This window comes from Bombella pollinis, assembly GCF_026385485.1.
Lineage (GTDB): Bacteria > Pseudomonadota > Alphaproteobacteria > Acetobacterales > Acetobacteraceae > Bombella > Bombella pollinis.
The window spans coordinates 1-19,761 of record NZ_JANIDX010000003.1 but is presented as its reverse complement, the minus strand read 5'-3'; the positions used below and the strand labels follow the sequence as shown (position 1 = coordinate 19,761).

Genomic DNA, 19,761 nt, shown 5'->3' with positions numbered 1-19,761 from the left:
GGCCGATATGTTCGGACAGGACGAGCTACCCAGCCCCTCCAACCCCTCATCTCCTCATACATATGATGCCGAGTCTATTGAAGTTCTCGAAGGGTTAGAGCCTGTCCGCCGTCGCCCCGGCATGTATATCGGCGGCACAGATGATACCGCCTATCATCACCTCGCTTCTGAAATCATCGATAACGCTATGGATGAAGCCGTAGCGGGCCATGCAACGCTTATCGAGGTCCATCTCGAAGACGCCCATACCCTGATGGTCCGCGATAATGGACGCGGCATCCCCACCGATCCTCACCCTCGCTTCCCAGAAAAATCCGCCCTAGAGGTCATTTTCACTACCCTCCATGCTGGTGGTAAGTTCTCTGGTAAATCCTACGCTACCTCTGGCGGCTTGCATGGTGTGGGCAGCTCTGTTGTCAATGCCCTCGCCTCCCATTTAGAGGTAGAAGTCTATCGCAACCGCAAAGGCTGGCGACAAACCTTCTCACGCGGCCACACCACCAGCACGCTAGAAAATACCAAACCCGCTATCAAACGCGGCACTATGGTCCGCTTCACCCCCGATAGCGAGATTTTCGGCCCCCTCCATTTTTCACCCCAACGCCTTTACCGCCAATGCCAAGTTAAAGCCGCCCTTTTTCATGGTGTGAGCATCTCATGGTCTTGCGCAGCAGACCTCCTCAAGGGGGAAAACGCCCCGCCTGCCCATACTGTCATCTCCTACCCTAATGGGCTAGAAGATGCCCTGAAAGATGACCTCGGCTCCACCCCTTCTCTGCTAACCCCCCTTTGGGCTGGCCAAGCCGACCTCCCCATCGCCGCAGATGGCCAACCCGGCGGCCGTGTCGAATGGGCCATCGCCTTTTTAGACCAAGGCAGCAGCACCCTCATCTCCTACTGCAACACCATCCCCACCCCCCAAGGCGGCACGCATGAAAATGGCCTCCGCGCTGCCCTTGTCAAAGGGTTTCGCAACTGGGGCGACCAACGCAAAATCCGCCGCTCCAACGCCATTACAGCCGAGGATATTCTCGGCACCATCAATGCCCGCCTCTCTGTCTTTATCCGTAACCCCCAATTCCAAGGCCAAACGAAAGACCGCCTCACCACACAAGAAGCCAGCCGCTTGGTGGAAGGTGCCCTGCGCGACCGCATCGACCATTGGCTCGGTGGCAATCCCCAGCAAGCTGATAACCTCGTCAGCTATATTGTTGAACGCGCTGAAGAACGCCTCCGCCGCCGTGAAGCTCGTGAGACAACACGCAAAACCGCCACGCGCCGCCTACGCCTCCCCGGCAAATTAACCGACTGCTCCCGCAGCAACGCCCATGAGACCGAGCTTTTCCTTGTTGAGGGGGAATCCGCCGGTGGTTCCGCCCGCCAAGCGCGCGATAGAGAAACACAAGCCGTCCTCCCCCTACGCGGCAAGATTCTCAATGTCGCCTCCGCCACGCAAGAAAAACTCCGCACCAATACCGAGCTACGCGACCTCATCGAGGCCATGGGCTGCGGCTTTGGCAAAACATTAGACCTCTCCAAACTCCGCTATGGCCGCATCATCATCATGACAGATGCCGATGTCGATGGTGCCCATATCGCTTCCTTATTGATGACCTTCTTCTTCCGCGAGATGCCCGACCTCGTCCGGCAAGGCCATCTTTACCTCGCCCAACCCCCTCTTTATCGCCTCACTCATGGCAGCAAAACCATCTACGCCATGGATGATCTCGACCGCGACCGCCGTCTAAAAACAGACTTTAAGCCTAACGCTAAGGTCGAAATCTCTCGCTTTAAAGGCCTTGGAGAAATGCCCGTCTCCGACCTTAAAGAAACCACCATGTCACCCACACGCCGCACCCTGTTGCGCGTTACCGTCCCCACGGAAGAGAACCTCCTCACGCGCAACCGCATCGAAAGCCTCATGGGTCGCAAGCCGGAGCTTCGCTTCCAATTCATTCAAGAACAAGCCCGCTCTGTCGAGCTTTTGGACATCTAACTCCTCACTAAAAAGGGCGTCCCCTTATTGAAGGAACGCCCTCCCCGCTTAAAATACCGGATGAGCCGGGTCCGCTCCCATCCGCCCATCAGAGCGGTCAAGCGTCCGTATCGCCGCCATTTCATCGGCTGTCAAAACAAAGTCAAACAACGCCACATTCTCTGCCATTCGCTCCCGATGCACCGATTTAGGGATGACAATAACCTCATTCTGCAAATGCCACCGCAGAATCACTTGGGCAGGGCTTTTATGATGCCGCTTCGCAATACGGCCAATCACCTCATTATCTAACACCGTCCCCTTCCCCAAGGGCCGCCATGCCTCTGTCTGAATCCCAACCTCTTTATGGAAAGCCCGCAACGCCTCTTGTTGAAACACAGGATGAATCTCAATCTGATTCACTGCGGGGACAACACCCGTCTCCTCAATAATCTTCTGGAGATGGTCTTTCTCAAAATTAGAAACCCCAATAGAGCGCACACGCCCTTGCTTTTTCAGCTCAATCAAAGCCTTCCATGTCTCTACATATAAACCCTGCTGCGGCATCGCCCAATGGATGAGATATAAATCCACAACATCACGTTTTAATAAACGCGCACTCTCATCAAAAGCCCGCAAGGTCGCATCATAACCCTGCTCATCATTCCATACTTTCGTTGTCACGAAGATATCAGGATGATCACGCAAACCATCCCCAACACCCGCCTCATTGCGGTAAAGCCGCGCTGTATCAACGGCCTTATACCCAACATCAATCGCCGTCTTTACCACCTCAGCCGTTTTATCCGGCGGTGTTTCCCACACACCAAGGCCAATCCACGGCATCGTCTGCCCATCATTCAGCGTAACACGCGCCGCCGCATTTTTTGGGAACTCACTCATAAGCCCCTCCCTTCTAAGGATTCGCCACCATGACTAGCCATGGGGCACACCCCATCATCTACGCTCTCCACTCCATAAACAACTATCCCTTTTTTAACCTCTATTCCTCAAATAACCCCATCTGCACCGGCACTACCTCATCCCGCACCCCAAGAGCAGAAATAGTTAATCCAAGCAAACGGATAGGCCGCTCCAACGGGAAGAAACTACGCAATAATTCCAAAGCCATCCGCCGTAACACAGCCCCCTCCACAATCGGAAACGGAGCCGAACGCGCCCGCGTTACTGTATGAAACCCCGCATAACGCAACTTCAACGTCACCGTTCGCCCCGCAATGGACTTCTGCTCACACGCCATTATCAACTTCGCAACAATCCCCTCCAATGTAGCAGCAAGGCTCTCCCACGCCTCTACATCACGCGCAAAGGTCGTCTCCGTCCCCAAAGATTTGCGCGGCCTATTCACCTCAACCGGTCGATAATCCACCCCCCGCGCAATATCATGATAAAACTGAGCAGAACTCCCAAAATATTGACGCAACGCCGCCACACTCCATGTCTTTAAATCCGCTCCCGTATAAATCCCAAGCTTATGCATCCGCGCCGTTGTCGCAGGCCCCACACCATGAAACCTCTCCACCGGCAAATCCGCTACAAACGCCGCCCCCCGCTGAGGAGGAATCACAAACAACCCATTAGGCTTCCGCTGCCCAGACGCCAATTTCGCCAAAAAGCGATTATACGACACCCCCGCTGATGCCGTTAAACCCGTCTCTTTCTGAATCTCACGCCGAATCGCCTCAGCAATCGCCGTGGCCGAGCCATAAGCCGCCCATTGTTCCGTCACATCCAAATAAGCTTCATCTAATGCAAGAGGCTGAATCATCAGCGTATAACGCCTAAAAACGTCATGAATCTGGGCCGATACCGCCCGATAAACCTCAAAACGCGGCGGCACAAAAATCAATTCCGGGCACCGCTCCAACGCTTTATGGGAGGGCAAAGCAGACCGCACCCCATAAGCACGCGCCTCATAACTCGCTGCCGCTACCACACCCCGTCCCGCAGCACGCCCCACCGCCACAGGCCGCCCCCGTAACGCTGGATTATCCCGTTGCTCGATAGACGCATAAAACGCATCCATATCCACATGCAGGATGCGCCGTATCCCCTCCTCCCCGTCACCTTTAGGCTTCGCGTTCATCCTCATACCATCCTAATATGGGATAACGCCTTTAAAAGGACGCCTTGGGCATAGGCATATAACTCCCCACTACCAACGCTAAAATCGTTACATTCGGGCTTTCCGCCGCACTATGGCACACAGTCGTTTCAGGCCCCGGTAGAATCAAAGGAGCCTGAAACTCCGGCTCCGTACTTTGCGGCCATAATACCATCTGCCCACTCGCTTTAATCTGCACCGCCTTAATCGTTGCTTCAAAACTATCCGAAACATCCGACCGCTGCATCGCCACCACATAATCCCCATTCCGCGGCCTACGCCCCAATTCGGAGAAATTAATGACAATCACCACCGAACCTTCTTGAAATACCCGATTCATGGACTGCCCCTTCACCATCAGCCCATAACGCTTTAGCCCTGGATATGCCGAATCCTGCGGGATCGTAATGGCATAACGGTCCAGCACAGGCCATTCCTGCGCCTCTTTCCACACTCCAGCCTGCACCTCTCCACAAACTTGAATCTGCGCTACTGGCAAAGAAGGCGCAGACGCCCCATCAGAGGCCTGCGCTGCGTCTTCTTCCCCCTTATGGCTAATTTCCGCTACCAAACGACTCACCGGCACACCAAGCACTTGCGCCAAAGCCGCCAATTTATCCGTCCGCGGTAGATGTTTTCTCCGGCGCATATCCCGCAAAAAATCCACCCCAACAGCAGGATTAATCTCACGCGCCTTCAAACAAGCCCGTCTATCTGAAAGACCCTGCTCATCCAAAAGCGTATCAAGAAGATTCAATAACGATTCAATAGACATGCGGGAATTATCCCTAATTCCAAAAAAAATGTCTATACGGGATTTTCCCCTAATTTAACTTGACATTCGAGGATATTTCCCCGCATTTTAAAACTGTTCCTCGGCTAGATGTCGCTTACACATCTTTTATAAGGAAAAATACCCACACCATCCTCTCAAAAACCCACGCCTCTACCCCATCATGATTCATTTTTGAGGAGTCGTCCTTTGTCACGCACCACCCATCTTATCACCACCCCCACACGGGAACGCACACGCAAGGTCGATTATGAGACCCTTGGCCGCCGCCGCCGCCGCGCCAATACCCTAGGCGCGCTTTCTTCACGCCTCAAAGCTGAAGTAATTTCGGAGGCAGAACAATGGGCTAAAGATTGGATGTTGGCCGAGCATGGCTATCTCGACATCATGAAAGATGGCGGAGCCCCTGCCCTCGCAGGAAATGTCTTCACCTTTAACGCCCTACAAGGCAAAGCGTGGGGCCGCCTCAAAGCATTCCGCCGCCATGCAGGGCGCGAGCGGCATCAACTCCTCGTCAATTTACTTGGGTTGGGATGGTCCTTTACCTCACTCGGCTCCAAACTCTACCCTAATCTCCACCCCGATCGCGCCCGCAAAAAAGCCGCCGATGACTGCGCCACCACACTGGAGATGCTCGCTGATTTTTGGCTAGAACAACGGCGCGCCAAAGCCCGCCAAGCCGTCCATATCGCCCGACAACACCGCCAAGGGTTAGATATTCCCACCCTCTCCAAAACCTATAATATCGCCCCTAAAGGCATGCAAAAAATCATCCAACATGGCGAGCATATCCTCAACAAACCGCAGAAAATCACCGCTGTTGAACTACGCTCCTAAATAAAATCACCACCACCTCATTTTCTCATTGACAGCCCGCCCGCTTTCCCCTATAAAAACCTCATCATCGCGAGCCGTGTGCCAATAAGGCATACGGCTTTTTTATTGCCGCAACCCGGCACCTAGAATCTGGTCGATAGAGCCCCTTTCATACGGCTCATCCCACATATTCCTTCTCTAAAAAACGGATGTCTCTTATGGCACAGGCCCTCTCTACCGCCGAGCAGCCGCTCGGACGCGGTCGCATTGTCACAACCAAACGCGGCCGCTGCGTCGTTTTAGCCGAGGACGGCCCCCGCCTCGTTCTCTGCCCCCTCTATGAAGCACCAGACCTCCATCATAGAGCTGACATTCCCCTTAGCTGGCGCGATGAACTTATTTTGGGCCTGAAACAAAATGCTGTCATTAGAGCCATCCCCTTCCTCAAACAACGCAATGCCGTCATAGCAGAGGACGCCTATATCTCCGCTCTAACACTCACCCAGCTCCGCCTCCGCACCCATAGGGAGCTACAAATCAGCACGCTAGAGAGCAAACGCCTCCCCCTTTTCTCTGGTCGGCCCATTCGCCACTCTGCACATCTCAAACACCTTACATGAAGACACAGCGCAAAAAGCCCGTCACGTTCTCACAATCTCTCTTTGATGAAATGATGGAGGACCTCATGCTCGGCCACCCCTTGCATGACATCTGCTCTGGCACACATCGCCCCACCCTCCGTAGCTTCTATCGCTGGCTATACAAAAAACCAGCCCTCCTTCCCCGCTACCGCCATGCAAGAGACCTCTCAGCTGATAGCTTAGAGGCCAAAATCCTCTCTCATCTTGCAACCCTGCCCGATAAAGCCGACACCGCCACCGTCAACCTCTTTAAACTCCAGTTCGACACACTTCGCTGGCTTATGGCCCGGCGCGCGCCCAAACGCTATGGTGAACGACAAACAGTCGAACATACTGGCCAAGAGGGCGGCCCCCTTCACACTATCCAACGCGTCATTATCGACCCCAACACCCCTCCTCCAGATAATAAAACTGATACCTTAATGAAGGGGTAAACCCTCATGCCGCCTCAGACCCACCTCACCATCACCACCCCACGTGCCTTTGCTCCCTTGCTCAAACCATCACGCTATAAAGGCATCTGGGGCGGCCGCGGCTCCGGCAAATCGCACTTCTTCGCCGGCTTATTAATCGAACAAGCCACACTCCACCCCGGCCTCCGCGCTGTCTGCATCCGCGAAATCCAAAAATCCCTCGCAACATCTGTTCATCAGTTACTTTGCGACACAATCAACCGGCTAGGATTACACCACCACTTCACCATTAAAGAGAGAGAAATCATCACCCCCGGCGGAGGCGTCATCTTGTTCCAAGGCATGCAAACCCATAACGCCGAAACCATTAAATCACTCGAAGGCATGGACATCGCATGGGTGGAAGAAGCCCAATCCCTCTCTGCCCACTCCCTCAAACTCCTCCGCCCCACCATCCGCAAGCCCGGTTCAGAAATCTGGTTCAGCTGGAACCCCAACTACCCTTCCGACCCTGTCGATGCCTTCATGCGTAACCCCTCTCATGAGGATGACCCCTCCATCATCACCATCCACGCACGCTGGTCCGACAACCCTTGGTTCCCAAATGTTTTGAATGAGGAACGAAAACGCGACCAAACATTACGTCCACAAGATTACGACCATATTTGGGAAGGAGATTACCAACAGCATCATGATGCCCTCATCTTCCCCGACCGCATCAGCATAAAATCATTCACCGCTCCCGAAGCTTGCCGCTTCTATTTCGGTGTAGATTGGGGCTTCTCACGGGACCCCACCGCTCTCGTCCGCTGCTTCATCCATGACGATATCCTCCATATCGACTATGAGGCTGGCGGCACAAACATCCCCTTAGACCAACTCCCCTCCCTCTTCGAGACACTCCCCGCCATCCGTCATTGGCCTATCCGCGCCGATAATGCCCGTCCCGAAACCATCAATTACCTCAAAAACCGTCATCACTTCCGCATCACGTCCGCCAAAAAATGGCCCGGCAGCGTGCAAGACGGCATAGAGCGTCTCAAATCATTCCGCGCCATCCATATCCATCCACGCTGCGTAGAAACCGCACGGGAGTTCCGCCTCTATCGCTATAAAACTGACCCTCTCACCGGCGACATCCTCCCCCATATTGAAGACGCCAATAACCATTATATCGATGCGCTTCGCTACGCGTTGGACGGCCTCATTACCAACCACACCCCCCTGCCGGACTTCTCACGTTTTGCCTAGCCACACTAATCCTCACTGCCCAGCCATTATCCCCCATAAAATAAAACCACCCACAGCCCCACCCAACACCACACCAGCACAAACAGCCAACCATAACATCCGTGCTGCAATGCGTTGCGGCGGCGCTTTCCAATCTAACCATCCCATAAACCAATGTCCTCCCCGTTAAAGATAGGTCTTTCTCATGTCCGGCTTCTCCCTAACACGCCTCTTTACCAAGAAGCAGCCCACCCCCTCTCATAACAGGCAAGACCCCCTTCCACCACGCCACCCTACTACCCCTCATAAAACGCCTGTCTCATGGCTCAAACGCCTAAGACGCACCGAGCCACCCACCCTCTCCCCCAACACAACCTCACACTTCATGCCCTACCAACCACCACCGGGTATCGTGCCAGAAGGTTATAACCGCCCCACCCCTCTTGGATCCGATGCCGCGCCTAGCACCACAGCAGACATCACCAGTTGGGCTATGGGCCAAACCACCTCCCAACCCTCTTGGATGGCCGATGGTTTGGGCTTTCTTGGCTACCCAACCCTCGCTCAAATGGCCCAACGCGCCGAATTCCGCAAACCTTGCGATGTCATCGCCCGTGAAGCTACGCGAGAATGGATTAGCCTTAGCACACATAATCCTGCCGATTGTCCCCCTCCCGGAATCCCTCAAGACCCTACAACCCGCCTCCACGCGCTTGAAGTCGAAATGAAACGACTCAATATTCGCGAACTCCTCCACCAACAAATCCTTGATAGCCTACTCTACGGCATCGGCCATATTTGGCTAAATATGGCTGACACACCCCGCACAACATACGGCCAAACCCTCCCCCTCCCCCTCACCTCCAACGGCGTCCGCAAAGGCACACTCGCCGGGCTAAAAACAATCGAGCCCATTTGGACAACCCCCAACGCCTATAATGCAGACTCCCCCCTACAAGATGATTATTACCGCCCCCGTAATTGGTGGGTGCAAGGCTGCCTCGTCCATCGCGACCGTCTCATCAGCATGATCCCCTACGGCGTGTCAGACCTTTTTAAACCTTCCTTCAATTTTGGCGGTATGAGCCTCACCCAACAGCTACGTCCGTATGTTCATAATTTCTTACGAACACGGAACAGCATCAGCAACATCACCGCCAACTTCTCCAAACTGGTTTTAAAAACCGACATGGGCGGCCTCATGGCCACCGGCACCAGTGATGAAGCAGACCCCACAACCTCCATCACAGGCCGCGCCTCCTTTATGCAGAAGATATCGGAAGGCCAAGACATCATCGTAGCCGACCACCAAAATGAGGACATCTCCATCATTGCCACGCCCCTCACCGGGCTGGCAGACCTCCAAGCACAAGCTATGGAGGCCATGGCCTCCATCCCCGGTATCCCCTTAGTCAAACTCTTTGGCATTACACCCAACGGGTTAAACGCCTCCTCAGCAGGAGAAATCCGCGTCTTTTATGATGAAATCGCCGCCTTTCAAGAAGCTCATATGCGCCCCGTTCTCACGCGGCTACTCACCCTCCTGCAACTCAATCTCTGGGGGGCGACCGACCCCGCTTTAGAAATCACCTTCAACCCCCTTTGGCAGCACCTCTCCGCCACGCCAGAGCCAACTTCTTCCAAAGAGAGCCCATGACCATCCTCGCTTATGACCGCAGCGGCTCTGTCCGCAGCTTTGATGATAATGGCCGCCTGCGTGTAGAGCGCACCCCCATCAGCAAAGCTAATATCTGCACTTATCAAGGCCGAGAAATCCCCCATTACGACACACTCGGCCTGCATCCAGACCAGCCATACCGCCTCCTGCGTGACCCTCACGAACTCGCAAAAGCAGCAGACAGCTTTAACTCTCTCCCTATTCTAGAGGAGCATATCCCCACCAGTGCCCAGGCCCACCCACGAGAACTCACCGTTGGGGCCACCATGGATAATGCCCTCTTTGAAGCCCCCTACCTGACCGTCGGCATGGTCATTTTCGATGGCCCCGCCATCGCCCGCATCCAATCCGGTGAGCAGAAAGAACTTTCCTGCGGCTACGCTTATGAGGCCGATATGACACCCGGCACATATGGGGGCCAACCTTATGATGGCCGCATGATTAACATTCGAGGCAATCATATTGCTCTCGTAACAAAAGGTCGAGCCGGACCAGATGTCCTCGTCCACGATTCATCTCCCTCTCCGGCTTCCCCCTCACATAATAGGACACACACCACCATGACAAAAACAGATGCACATTCCCCCGCTATAGAGAGCGACATTCCTAACACACCGCCACATAATGAGGCAGAAACCATCAAAACACATCAACCAACAGACCTACCGGCTGAAAATCCGGCTGAAGATAAAGAAGCCGCCCTCAACGCCGCTATTCAAAAGGCCATCGCCGCCGACCGCGCCTTACGCCTCGCCACAGAAGAAGCCTGCCGCCTCGTTCGTCCCCTCGTTGGCGATGTTCACGGTATGGATAGCGCAGAGGATGTTTATCGCTACGCTCTTCAACACTCTGGTATGGCCGCCGATAGCCTCACAGAGGTTAATCAAGCGGGCTTGCGCGCACTTGTCCATGCACGCCTCGCCACTATGGCTCCACCGGCTTATAACGCGGCTCACGCTCCCCTCGCAGCCGATAAAGCTTCCGCCTCCTATAGCGCACCACGCCGTTATTAATCACCTCTCCATCCTATAAGCAGGAATCTTTTCCATGTCCGATTTCCAACAGACAGTCTCATACACATGGCCGCAAGGCTTCCCCGGTGCCCCCGCTAGTGCCAACCCCATCCGCACCTCCATCGCGCCAGAAGGCGGATTCGTCGCGGGTAATAATGGCCTCACCATCGCTCATTTCGCATGGCGCAATGATGACGGCATTACCCTGAGCAACAGCGGCACGACCGCACCGGCAGGCTTCCTTTATCGCAGCCAGCAAGGCGTGATGACACAATATCTCCAATCCGCCACAATGACACTCCCCGCAGGCTTTGCCGCAAGCCTTGCAGAAGGTGGTGACTTCTGGGCACTCGCCACAACAGCTTCCAATGCTGGCCAAGCCGTTTACGCCAATACAACCGATGGCAGCTTACAAACCGCTTCTCCATCCAACACACCACAGGGCACCGTTCCAACAGGCTGGGTCGTCTCTCGCGGTGGTGCAGCGGGAGAACTCATCATCATCTCCGGCCCAATGCACCCTGTAGCGGCCTAATTGCGCTGTCATATCTCTATACCCCAAAAACTCATTAAGGCATTCGCATGACCTACTCCATCTCCCCTGCCATGCTTCAACGCGATTTCGGCGTCCATGGCATCCTTGACCATAACTTAGCCTTCGACAACGCTACGGCCCCTAACTCAGGGATTCCGAGCATTTTCTCCACCTATACAGACCCCCGCACGATCAAAGCGATCATCACCCCTATCCGCGCCGAAGCCATCTATGGTCAGGGGCAAAAGGGCGACTGGCTGACAGATACCGCCCAATTCCCTTTCGTAGAACTCTCCGGCCAGACAGCCTCCTACGGCGATTATGATAGCTCCGGCGATAGTGACGCCAACGCTAACTGGGTCCAACGTCAATCCTTCCACTTCCAGACATGGACAAAATGGGGTGAGCGTGAAGCAGAACGCATGGGGGCTGCCCGACTAGACTGGGTCTCCCGTAAGAATGAGGCCTCCATCTCTGTCCTTAATAAAACAAGCAACCGCATCAGCCTATTCGGTATGGAAGGCCTACAGCTGCGCGGTGCCCTCAATGACACCGCCCTACCACCGGCCATCCAACCTAGCCCCAAAATCGGCCCTTCCGGCACTGCCACAGGCAGCAATGACTGGCTGAGCATGACCGACCCGGTGCAGGTCTATAACGACATCCTCAAAGCCTTCCAGCAGCTCTCCGAGCAGATGGGCGGCAATGTCACGTTAGAAAGCCCATTGACACTCGTCATCCCGACAGAGCGTCAGCAATGCTTGCTTTATAGCAACCAATACCGCACATCCCTCCGCGATTTACTGCGCGAAAACCTACCGAACTTGAAGATCGAAACCCTGCCAGAAGCCGGAAGCACACTTTCGGGCGGCCAGACAAAGGTAACGCAGCTGCAACTCTTCCTACGCGAAGTTGATGGGCAAGAGAGCGTCACTACCGCCTTCACCGAGAAACTCCGCGCTCACACGGTAGAACGCTACAGCTCCTACATCCGCCAAAAGAAATCGCAAGGCAGCTGGGGGACCATCTGGTTCTACCCCGTCGCCTGCGTCACCATGACAGGAATCTAACCTATGGCCGATCATGTCACCGTTCTCTGCCGCCTCCCATCCGGCATCCGGCTCGAGCTGCACGACCTGCCTAGCCTGAGCGAACGCGCTCAGGCTAATGCCCCTATTATGGCCCCTCCACAGGCCCGTGCATCCATCACACTCAACGGCATCCGACAAGACCCACACTACCACCCGTTGGAAAACCGGCTCCTTGGCCGCGCTGGTCGCACCAATGTCCCCACAGATTTTTGGAAGGCATGGCTAGAGCAAAACAAAACTTCCAGCCTCGTCACCCAGAAACTCGTTTTTGCCGAAACCACAATCGCCCGCGCTGATAACGCCATGAACGAACTCGCCAAAGAACGTACCGGCCTTGAAGGAGCCGAACATACATCTTTGGTTGGGGACGTCACCCCACTGCACTCTGCTGCATAAACCTCCCTATACCCTGCCTTCCCGTCTTTATGAGGGGAAGGCAGCCTCTCGGCTCATTTCCTTGTAAGGACACCCGCATGACCCCAGAACCACCGATGACATCCCCTGGCATTGTTTCCTTTTCCTATACGGATTGGTTAGCGGCGTACCCTTCCTTTTCCGAAACCATCACCGCCCCACAAGCCGAGAGCTTCTTTCACCTTGCCGAGCTTATCCTCAATAACACGGCCCGCTCCCCTATTCAGAGCCTCACACAACGGCGAACACTCCTCTGGCTGCTCGTAGCTCATCAGGCACAGCTTTTTGCCAATAACAAAGCGTATGATGCTAACGCATCCTCTCCTACCACCCCACCTGTTGGGCGCATCGCCTCCGCCACACGCGGATCCGTATCCATCAGCTTTGATGGCAGTGCCCTCCCCAAACAAGCAGGATGGTTCAACCAAACACAATATGGTCTTATGTTCTGGCAGGCTACCGCACCATTACGGCAAATGCGCTTCCTACCGGGGCGAACCCATCCCCCTCGCCTGTGGCCTTAACCCCAAAGCAGCCACCAAACCGCATAAATCAAAATAAAGGGCACTAACAACCGCACAATCATGCGTACCGTAAGGCCCTCTCCCTCCCCGCCAGAACGTACCATTAAAAAGATGGTCCGTGTCAAAGAGAGCAAACACAAAATCACCACCACCGCAAACAACACAACCTTGCCTGTCACAGCACCATACATGGACACCTACCTCCTTACATCTACCAAGCCACGATATACCCAATAGCCCGGTCACTTATACAGCCTTAAAGTGGCGGAGTGCTCCCCTTTCGTCAATCAAAACAGCCCGTCCCCCTCATATAATATACAGGACCTCCACATTATGCCGTCTGCCCTTAAAGGGGGCCAAAAAGCCCTTTCTTTGCTCCTAAAACTCACCCAATCCGCCACAAAAACAAACGTTTCGGTCGGCTATTTCCCACAAGACCACTATCCAGACGGCACCCCCTTAGCCCAAATCGCAAGCGTGCAAGAATATGGCACCACCACCATTCCCGCTCGTCCCTTCCTCCGCTCTACAATTGCCAACCGCCAAACCGCCTGGGCACAACAAGCCCGCCAGCTACTCCAAAATCCCGACACATCCCCCCAAAAGGCCCTCACAACCCTTGGCCAAACCATCGTCACGGATATTCAAACCACAATAGACCACATCACAACCCCACCACTCAAACCCACTACAATCTCACACAAAACACAACATCATAGCCCCCAACCACAAAAACCACTCATCGATACGGGCCTCCTTCGCAGCAGCCTCCGCTCGCAACTCACTCAAGAGTAACCCTCAACAGGCCTCTCCTATGAATCTCTTCTCCCTCACCGCGGACGTAACCGCAGCCCTCAACCCACTCCAACCCGCCCAACTCCGCCGCATGACCGGGACAAAACACGCTGCCGATTACAGCACCACTCCTCTTTATGAGGATATCCCCGTCATGATCGACATCCAACCAGCCCCTAGCAATGCCCTACAGCTCATCGGCAATATCGCCCAACAAAGCGAAAACCGCACAGTTTATCTACGCGGTAACGCTCATACCCTCAGCCGCCCGCTCCAAAGCGGGGGAGACAGCCTCATTTTTGAAGGCTCCGAATGGCTCATCACAAAAATACTCGAACAATGGGGACCCAATGAATGGTGCCGCCTGATAGTCACACGCCAGACCCCACAGAGGTCACAACCCAACTAATCCCAACAGAAAGCACCATCATGCACATGGTGGGAGATTGGCTTACAGAAGTCGCCCTCCCAGCAGATTGGGCTCTCATTCAAGGGCAGCAAAACCGCCTTCCCCCTCCAGCGCAACGTTTTATTGTCATGCAGACCATCACACGCCGCCCTCTCGCAACCAATCGGCATGTTTATGGTCATACCACAACCACCATCACCCAACCGGTAGAACTCGCCATTCAGCTTACTGCCTATGGTGATGATGCCATCACAACCCTTGGGACCATCAGCACCCTCTGGCGCGATCCTGCCGCGGTCAGTTGGTTCCAACAAAAACGAGACGACATGGCCCCCCTCAACACAGGGTCCATTATGCAGCACAGCTTTATCACCGCAGAGCAACAATACGAGGATTCAGCCACATTAACGCTCCTCCTTATCATACAAACCCGCCTCTGCCGCTCCGCTGAAACTGCCTTGGCACTCTCCATGTCCTCCATACGGGAGGTCGATCTGCCATCTCAGCCTCTCTCCCCCATTTCCTAACGCTTCCTCTTTCCCCCTTAACATTAAGGACCCCATCTCATGGCATCCCTTACAAGCACCATCCCCCTTTCCCAAATTGTCACCATCAACCCCGGCACGATTGGAGCCGCTAGCGGCGTCCCCTTCATCAACGGGTTATTCATCACCACACCGGGCGACACATCCACCCTCACCGCTGGGCAGCTCAAAACCTACACCTCTTTGGAAGACGTCACAAAAGACTTCCCCGCCACAAGCCTTGAAGCCCGCATGGCGTCCGTCTATTTCAGCGGTTTTGAGGACGCCACCCAAAGCCCCTCTACCTTGCTCATCTACATGGCTGATGCCGCCCACCAAGCCAGCCCAGCCGACTTGATGGACCTCATCACCAGCCAAACGCAAAACTTCGCTGGCTTTACCACCACATGGGAACCCACATTAACCCAGAAGCAGGCCTTCGCGAACTGGACCGCAAGCCAAGCAGACCGCTACTGGTATGTGCCTTGGGATACGGACGAGCAGGCACGGGCAGAGCAGAACAGTGCCAGCTTCGGCACATGGTTACAAAACCAGAATATTGACGGCACAACCCTGCTCTACCAAGACCCCTTAGCATGTGCTTTCTGCCTAGGCTGGATGGCATCTTTGGATTTCAGCGCAACATCTGGACGCACCAATCTATGCTTCCGCCGCAGCGGATTGCTTACCCCTACCGTAACAGATGCCGTAACCGCTTCCACATTGCGCGCTAATGGCTATAACTTCTACGGGGCTTACGCTAACGGCCTAGGACGCTTCCAATGGCTAGAGGATGGCCATGTCTCAGGCGCGTTCCTCTGGGCTGATAGCTACATCAACCAGATTTGGCTTAACGCCTCCTTCCAATCTGACCTTGTAAATCTCCTGCTTAATGTGGGCCAAATCCCCTATAACGTCACAGGGGACGGGCTCATCTCCGCGAGCGTGCAGGATACCATCAACCAAGCCCTGCGCTTTGGGGCCATCCGCCCCGGCATCCAGCTTACATCCCTGCAAAAACAGCAAATCGACCTCGCAGCAGGCACAACCATCAGCGACACAGTGCAGACACGCGGCTGGTACTTCCAACCTAACGCCTCTACCTCCCCGGCAGATATTCGCGTGGCTCGCAAAAGCCCGCCCTGCCGCTTCTGGTACACGGATGGCCAGTCCGTCCAATCCATCAACCTTGCGTCTATTGAGGTCCAATAATCATGTCAGGCAACGCACTCATCACAGCAGCAGATGCCGTATTCACCCTTACGGTCAAAACTCTGTTCAACACCCCCATCACATTGGAGAACTGGGCCACTGAAAATTCATGGAGCAGTGGGCAAAAAATAAAACTCGCCGCCACAACACTCTCCCTCGATGGCAAAATGAACAAAGGCTACATCCCTTCCCTTTATCCCATGGTGCTCACCTTCTCAGCAGGCTCCAACTCCTTGCTGGTTTTTGATGCCATCGCCACGGCCTCACGTCAGGCCCGCACGGTATATGAACTCAATGGCGAGCTCCTCCTACACGGGTTAGGGCGGCGTTACACCTTCACCAATGGCTGCCTGACGGATTACGACCCCGTCCCCGCCGGCAAAACAACCTTAGGCGACCGCAGCGTGACCATCACATGGGAGAATGTCCTCCCCGCTGGCTTATAAGGACCCCCTTCGTGAAATCCATTGAATGGACCCCAAAAGACGGGTCAGATGCAGGCAAATGCTTTGTCATCTCCCGCATGTCCGCCTTTACGGCGGACCATTGGGCACGGCATGTTGTTCGTGCCCTCGCCCGCGCGGGCGCAAACACCCCGCGCGAGGCCCTACAAAGCGGCATTGTCGGTCTTTCCGGCCAAAGTATGGCTCTATTCGGCCATATGAGTGACGAGGACTGCGACAAAGCCTTCTCCGGCCTGCTTGATTGCGTCAAAATCCGCCGCGACCCGCATAATCAGGCCATCGACCCCGCCCCCCTCATCGAGGCCGACATCTCAGACCCCAACACATTACCCGCTCTCCGGGCGGAGGCCTTCCGGCTTAATGTGGATTTTTTCAAGGCCGCGATTTACCAGATCTACCCTCTCATCGCCATATTGAGGGAGACACAGCCGGAGGACGCAGCCCCACCCGCTGCGTAAACCTCTCAACCCCGATGGCCTTTGTCATCGGGGCAGGCTTAGCCACATTACACGAGCTGAAAACACTTTATGACAGCGAGGATATGTGGCTCCTCTGGGAAGTCGCGGCAGTGGAGCGCGTAAATGGCAATTCTTGATACCCTCATAATCCAACTCGGGCTAGATGGCTCCGGCCTCGCCCAAGGGGCCGCACAAGCCCACCAAAACCTCACGACACTAGAGCAACACGCAAACAACACCGCTCAAACCCTTGCCCAAACAGGCCAACAAGGGGCCGATGCCTTCCGCACCTTCCGGCAAGAAGCCATGGGGGCCCTCGCCCTCTTTACCGGGGGCCGCTCCCTCGCCACATTTGGCCAAGACATCACCCACGCCACTCAAGCTCTCAGCACCCTTGGCCAACAGCTAACAGCCACCCCGCCACAGCTCAACACCCTCCAACAAGCTCTAGCCCCCCTCTCTCAACACCCCACCTCCTTGCTGGAAGACACACCCCTCATACCACACACCCCGCAAGACCACACCCACACCGCCACCTCCCTGACCCCAACATCCCCAATCTCCAATCCCCTCACACACACCTCGCCATCCCCTAACCGCGCTGTGCAAGAATGGGCAAATCTCCTCTCACGCGCCAATCAGCTCACACGCCAAGCCCTCCAAGAGGTCGAGCCTACCCTCCATAATGCCGAGCAAGCCCTCGCCCGGCTCCACCAGCGCAAACAACACCCCAACGCTGATGCCCCAGCCAACAACCCTCTGGCTATGGTGCAAGACCTCTCCGCTTTGCTGACCACCCGCACCATCCTAGCCACACACACACCACCACACTCACCCCCCTCCCGCACGGCAGAACCCCCATTTTACACACCGCCAGCGGCCAAACCACACACACCCAATGCCCCACAACCCAGCCTTACAAAACGCACCGCCGCCGCCTCACAAGCAGCAAACACCCCCCTTACACCAGCCTCACCACCCCACCACCCTACACCATCATTTAACCCACCCCCACCAGCCTCACCCCACCTATCAGAACGAGACGAAACCTCAACACACTGGGCACGCCTCACCCATGCGTTAACCCAAGCAAGTGCTGCACTCGCCCAACACCACCTTCCCCAACAGCACAGCAACACAACCCCGCCACAATTGAGCAACACACACGCCATCACCCAAATTGTGCAAGCGATGGACACCGCCCAACCACGGCACACCACCACCCACAACAACACAACCCACAGCCCCACTATTAACATCACCGTGAAGGCAAACTCACAACACCCAGCGGAAATCGCCCGCGCGGTAGAAGCGAGCATTGCCAAAACCATCACCCGCTACACACTCGCCCATATCAGCTAGACCACAGCGAGCCAGAAAAGAGAGGAACCCCCATGTCCGCCCTTACATCCCTCCGGGCCACGGCCTCCAGCTTTGGGGGTGACGCGTTGGAGAACTGGGCCATCCAACGCGCCGCCCGCCAATGGGGCATTTTCACCAACCCCAAAACCGAAGCAAAAAAAGGCTGGCAAACCACCGCCACCAAACTGCTAGGCAATGACGTCACCACCCTTTTCGGGAAAGGCCCCAAACGCGTCCTCTCCGCCGCTCATGTCTCATCCCTGAAAATAGAAGAAAAATCCTCTATCTGCACCGCCCCGCAAGAAAACACCTCTTTCACCAGCTATAATAAGGTTGCCGCCCCCTACACTGCCACCATCCGCATGATCTGCGATGGGTCAGAAACCGGCAATCTCGCAGAGAACCTCCTCCCCGGTTTTTTACGAGGGGCCCTCGGCGTCGGGCCAGATGCAGTAAAAAGCGATTTTACTAAAACCCTAGTAAACTTAGTAAAAGACACAAATCTTTATGTTGTAATAACACCAGAACATAACTATAGAAACGCAAACATTACTGGCTATAGCTTTACCCGCGCCTCAGACGGCACGGCAGACTACATCGTAGCCGATATCACCCTGCAAGAGGTCAGACAAAGCGCAACATCCCTATGGCCTGAAAGTCAAAAACCTCAAGGATCACCTACACAAAATATGGGCACTACTACCCTCAATCCCGGGGGAGGTTAATTCATGCTCTACACCATCCCCCTCGCCGCCATACCTGCCCAAAGCCTCACCTGCCCCATCGCCGGGTTACAATGCCAATTCTGGCTCCGCCAACTCGCTTCCGGCTTGTATATAGATATCACCGCAAACAACACCCCCCTCCTCCTTGGCACCCTCTGCCAAAATGGGACAGACCTCCTCCGCTCCCCCCTCAGCCCCCTGCCTGGTACCCTCTATTTTGGGGACAACGCCGGCACGTCAGACCCTGACTTCACAGGCCTCGGCTCCCGCTTTCTCCTTTATTATGAGGACAACTCATCATGACCTACACCGCCTCCGCTACGCCCCCCAAAGCCAACAGCTTTACAAAAAAACAAATCATCATTACCTTCTATCTTCCACAAACTGATGGATCTTTTTCCAATTTCACCATTGGGCAAAACCACGCCATCCACGCCCTCATCAAACATGCAGGCGTCGCGCTAGGCTCCGAGGCTGAAATCACTATCAAAGGCCTTATCAGAACAGCACGCAATGGCCTCTCCATCGTGCCCGATTACCCTATGGTGGACGACCTCAACCACC

General features: G+C 55.1%; 26 protein-coding genes. 21 read left to right on the top strand and 5 right to left on the bottom strand.

Annotated elements, in window-relative coordinates:
• Nucleotides 1-7: 7 nt before the first annotated feature.
• Nucleotides 8-1,996 carry a DNA topoisomerase IV subunit B gene (parE, locus tag NQF89_RS03510; RefSeq protein ID WP_230873240.1) on the top strand — a complete coding sequence of 663 codons (1,989 nt, stop codon included), beginning with the start codon at nt 8-10 and terminating at the stop codon, nt 1,994-1,996.
• A gap of 48 nt (nt 1,997-2,044) precedes the next feature.
• Here the strand turns inward: parE and NQF89_RS03505 are convergent, their stop codons facing one another.
• The 3 genes from NQF89_RS03505 to NQF89_RS03495 all read right to left on the bottom strand — a co-directional run bounded on the left by NQF89_RS03505 (nt 2,045) and on the right by NQF89_RS03495 (nt 4,875).
• A complete protein-coding gene (locus NQF89_RS03505) occupies nt 2,045-2,878 on the bottom strand; it encodes an aldo/keto reductase (RefSeq protein WP_155572763.1) in 834 nt (277 codons plus the stop codon).
• A gap of 100 nt (nt 2,879-2,978) precedes the next feature.
• Nucleotides 2,979-4,082, bottom strand: a complete 1,104-nt coding sequence (dinB, locus tag NQF89_RS03500; RefSeq protein WP_266137514.1) for a DNA polymerase IV — start codon at nt 4,080-4,082, stop codon at nt 2,979-2,981.
• Nucleotides 4,083-4,113: 31 nt separating this feature from the next.
• Nucleotides 4,114-4,875 carry a LexA family protein gene (locus tag NQF89_RS03495; protein ID WP_155572761.1) on the bottom strand — a complete coding sequence of 254 codons (762 nt, stop codon included), beginning with the start codon at nt 4,873-4,875 and terminating at the stop codon, nt 4,114-4,116.
• Between the two features lie 207 nt (nt 4,876-5,082).
• Here NQF89_RS03495 and NQF89_RS03490 point away from each other — a divergent pair, with 207 nt between their 5' ends.
• The 4 genes from NQF89_RS03490 (at nt 5,083) to NQF89_RS03475 (ending at nt 8,014) form a co-directional block, all read left to right on the top strand.
• Nucleotides 5,083-5,730 carry a hypothetical protein gene (locus NQF89_RS03490; RefSeq protein WP_266137513.1) on the top strand — a complete coding sequence of 216 codons (648 nt, stop codon included), beginning with the start codon at nt 5,083-5,085 and terminating at the stop codon, nt 5,728-5,730.
• 197 nt (nt 5,731-5,927) lie between these two features.
• Nucleotides 5,928-6,329, top strand: coding sequence for a hypothetical protein (locus NQF89_RS03485; protein ID WP_155579046.1), 402 nt, complete (start codon nt 5,928-5,930; stop codon nt 6,327-6,329).
• Entirely contained in the window at nt 6,326-6,784 is a 459-nt protein-coding gene (locus NQF89_RS03480; protein WP_099026301.1) for a terminase small subunit-like protein, read from the top strand. The genes NQF89_RS03485 and NQF89_RS03480 overlap by 4 nt, the downstream gene beginning before the upstream one ends.
• A gap of 6 nt (nt 6,785-6,790) precedes the next feature.
• Nucleotides 6,791-8,014 (top strand): PBSX family phage terminase large subunit, encoded by a 1,224-nt coding sequence (locus tag NQF89_RS03475; RefSeq protein ID WP_266137512.1) that lies wholly within the window; start codon nt 6,791-6,793, stop codon nt 8,012-8,014.
• Nucleotides 8,015-8,026: 12 nt separating this feature from the next.
• On the opposite strand, the gene NQF89_RS03470 is transcribed toward NQF89_RS03475, so the two are convergent.
• On the bottom strand, nt 8,027-8,161 hold the full coding sequence (locus tag NQF89_RS03470) for a hypothetical protein (protein ID WP_255446343.1): 135 nt from the start codon (nt 8,159-8,161) through the stop codon (nt 8,027-8,029).
• 37 nt (nt 8,162-8,198) lie between these two features.
• Here NQF89_RS03470 and NQF89_RS03465 point away from each other — a divergent pair, with 37 nt between their 5' ends.
• The 6 genes from NQF89_RS03465 to NQF89_RS03440 all read left to right on the top strand — a co-directional run bounded on the left by NQF89_RS03465 (nt 8,199) and on the right by NQF89_RS03440 (nt 13,248).
• Nucleotides 8,199-9,650, top strand: coding sequence for a phage portal protein (locus NQF89_RS03465; RefSeq protein ID WP_099026303.1), 1,452 nt, complete (start codon nt 8,199-8,201; stop codon nt 9,648-9,650).
• A complete protein-coding gene (locus NQF89_RS03460; RefSeq protein WP_155579043.1) occupies nt 9,647-10,684 on the top strand; it encodes a DUF2213 domain-containing protein in 1,038 nt (345 codons plus the stop codon). Before NQF89_RS03465 ends, NQF89_RS03460 begins: the two co-directional genes overlap by 4 nt.
• A 34-nt stretch (nt 10,685-10,718) precedes the next feature.
• Nucleotides 10,719-11,219 carry a structural cement protein Gp24 gene (locus NQF89_RS03455; RefSeq protein WP_099026305.1) on the top strand — a complete coding sequence of 167 codons (501 nt, stop codon included), beginning with the start codon at nt 10,719-10,721 and terminating at the stop codon, nt 11,217-11,219.
• A gap of 47 nt (nt 11,220-11,266) precedes the next feature.
• The gene (locus NQF89_RS03450; protein WP_155572755.1) at nt 11,267-12,289 is read left to right on the top strand and encodes a DUF2184 domain-containing protein; all 1,023 of its coding nucleotides are present in this window, start codon (nt 11,267-11,269) and stop codon (nt 12,287-12,289) included.
• Nucleotides 12,290-12,292: 3 nt separating this feature from the next.
• The gene (locus NQF89_RS03445) at nt 12,293-12,706 is read left to right on the top strand and encodes a hypothetical protein (protein WP_155579042.1); all 414 of its coding nucleotides are present in this window, start codon (nt 12,293-12,295) and stop codon (nt 12,704-12,706) included.
• 77 nt (nt 12,707-12,783) lie between these two features.
• Nucleotides 12,784-13,248 carry a DUF4054 domain-containing protein gene (locus tag NQF89_RS03440; protein WP_266137511.1) on the top strand — a complete coding sequence of 155 codons (465 nt, stop codon included), beginning with the start codon at nt 12,784-12,786 and terminating at the stop codon, nt 13,246-13,248.
• Here NQF89_RS03440 and NQF89_RS03435 read toward each other — a convergent pair.
• Entirely contained in the window at nt 13,245-13,445 is a 201-nt protein-coding gene (locus NQF89_RS03435) for a hypothetical protein (RefSeq protein WP_155572752.1), read from the bottom strand. The genes NQF89_RS03440 and NQF89_RS03435 overlap by 4 nt on opposite strands.
• Nucleotides 13,446-13,581: 136 nt before the next feature.
• Between NQF89_RS03435 and NQF89_RS03430 the strand changes: the two genes are divergently transcribed.
• The 10 genes from NQF89_RS03430 to NQF89_RS03385 form a co-directional block, all read left to right on the top strand.
• Nucleotides 13,582-14,043 (top strand): hypothetical protein, encoded by a 462-nt coding sequence (locus NQF89_RS03430; protein WP_266137510.1) that lies wholly within the window; start codon nt 13,582-13,584, stop codon nt 14,041-14,043.
• Nucleotides 14,044-14,062: 19 nt separating this feature from the next.
• Nucleotides 14,063-14,452, top strand: a complete 390-nt coding sequence (locus NQF89_RS03425; RefSeq protein ID WP_266137509.1) for a hypothetical protein — start codon at nt 14,063-14,065, stop codon at nt 14,450-14,452.
• Nucleotides 14,398-14,979, top strand: a complete 582-nt coding sequence (locus NQF89_RS03420; RefSeq protein ID WP_266137508.1) for a phage neck terminator protein — start codon at nt 14,398-14,400, stop codon at nt 14,977-14,979. The genes NQF89_RS03425 and NQF89_RS03420 overlap by 55 nt, the downstream gene beginning before the upstream one ends.
• Before the next feature lie 39 nt (nt 14,980-15,018).
• Nucleotides 15,019-16,188: a DUF3383 family protein gene (locus tag NQF89_RS03415; RefSeq protein WP_266137507.1), complete on the top strand. Its 1,170-nt coding sequence runs from the start codon at nt 15,019-15,021 to the stop codon at nt 16,186-16,188.
• 2 nt (nt 16,189-16,190) lie between these two features.
• On the top strand, nt 16,191-16,634 hold the full coding sequence (locus tag NQF89_RS03410) for a phage tail fiber protein (protein ID WP_155579036.1): 444 nt from the start codon (nt 16,191-16,193) through the stop codon (nt 16,632-16,634).
• Between the two features lie 11 nt (nt 16,635-16,645).
• Entirely contained in the window at nt 16,646-17,110 is a 465-nt protein-coding gene (locus tag NQF89_RS03405; RefSeq protein WP_099026315.1) for a phage tail assembly chaperone, read from the top strand.
• A gap of 123 nt (nt 17,111-17,233) precedes the next feature.
• Nucleotides 17,234-18,472, top strand: a complete 1,239-nt coding sequence (locus tag NQF89_RS03400) for a hypothetical protein (RefSeq protein ID WP_266137506.1) — start codon at nt 17,234-17,236, stop codon at nt 18,470-18,472.
• 32 nt (nt 18,473-18,504) lie between these two features.
• Nucleotides 18,505-19,197 carry a phage baseplate protein gene (locus NQF89_RS03395; protein WP_266137505.1) on the top strand — a complete coding sequence of 231 codons (693 nt, stop codon included), beginning with the start codon at nt 18,505-18,507 and terminating at the stop codon, nt 19,195-19,197.
• A 3-nt stretch (nt 19,198-19,200) separates the two neighbouring features.
• Nucleotides 19,201-19,500, top strand: coding sequence for a phage baseplate plug family protein (locus tag NQF89_RS03390; protein ID WP_266137504.1), 300 nt, complete (start codon nt 19,201-19,203; stop codon nt 19,498-19,500).
• A partial coding sequence (locus tag NQF89_RS03385) for a hypothetical protein (RefSeq protein ID WP_266137503.1) occupies nt 19,497-19,761 on the top strand: 265 nt, incomplete at its 3' end. The genes NQF89_RS03390 and NQF89_RS03385, both read left to right, overlap by 4 nt.